A 1,175-nucleotide genomic window follows, 5' to 3' on the forward strand; every position below is an offset into this window, starting at 1 on the left:
CATCACTCGACGATCTTGGCAACGACGCCGGCGCCGACGGTACGGCCGCCTTCGCGGATGGCGAAGCGCAGGCCCTCGTCCATGGCGATCGGGGCGATCAGAGCCACGTCCATGGCGACGTTGTCGCCCGGCATCACCATCTCGACGCCTTCCGGCAGCGAGACCATGCCCGTCACGTCCGTCGTCCGGAAGTAGAACTGCGGACGGTAGTTGGTGAAGAACGGGGTGTGACGGCCGCCCTCTTCCTTCGTCAGGATGTAGGCTTCGGCCTTGAACTTGGTGTGCGGGGTGATCGAACCCGGCTTGGCCAGAACCTGGCCGCGCTCGACGTCCTCGCGCTTGGTGCCGCGCAGCAGCGCGCCGATGTTGTCGCCGGCCTCACCCGAGTCGAGCAGCTTGCGGAACATCTCGACGCCGGTCACGGTGGTCTTCACCGTCGCCTTCAGGCCGACGATCTCGACTTCGTCACCAACCTTCACGATGCCGCGCTCGACACGGCCGGTCACCACGGTGCCGCGGCCCGAGATCGAGAACACGTCTTCGATCGGCATCAGGAACGGACGGTCCTTCGGACGCTCCGGCTGCGGGATGTACTCGTCCACCGTCTTCATCAGAGCCAGAACGGCGTCGCGGCCGATCTCCGGCTGACGGTCTTCCAGGGCGCACAGGGCCGAGCCCTTGGTGATCGGAATGTCGTCGCCCGGGAACTGGTAGGAGGACAGCAGCTCGCGAACTTCCAGCTCGACCAGCTCCAGCAGCTCCGGATCGTCGACCATGTCGACCTTGTTCAGGAACACGACCAGCGCCGGAACGCCAACCTGGCGGGCCAGCAGGATGTGCTCGCGGGTCTGCGGCATCGGGCCGTCGGCGGCCGACACGACCAGGATCGCGCCGTCCATCTGGGCGGCGCCGGTGATCATGTTCTTCACGTAGTCGGCGTGGCCCGGGCAGTCGACGTGCGCGTAGTGGCGATTCTGCGTCTCGTACTCGACGTGGGCCGTCGAGATCGTGATGCCGCGCGCCTTCTCTTCCGGCGCCTTGTCGATCTGGTCGTAAGCGGTGAAGGTGGCGCCGCCGGACTCCGCCAGCACCTTCGTGATCGCCGCCGTCAGCGACGTCTTGCCGTGGTCGACGTGGCCGATCGTGCCAACGTTGCAGTGCGGCTTGTTCCGCTC

General features: G+C 66.5%; 1 protein-coding gene. It reads right to left on the reverse strand.

The features are described from left to right. Nucleotides 1-2: 2 nt before the first annotated feature. A partial coding sequence (gene tuf, locus TSH20_RS34280; RefSeq protein WP_109155366.1) for an elongation factor Tu occupies nt 3-1,175 on the reverse strand: 1,173 nt, incomplete at its 5' end.

This window comes from Azospirillum sp. TSH20 (assembly GCF_003115935.1).
Lineage (GTDB): Bacteria > Pseudomonadota > Alphaproteobacteria > Azospirillales > Azospirillaceae > Azospirillum.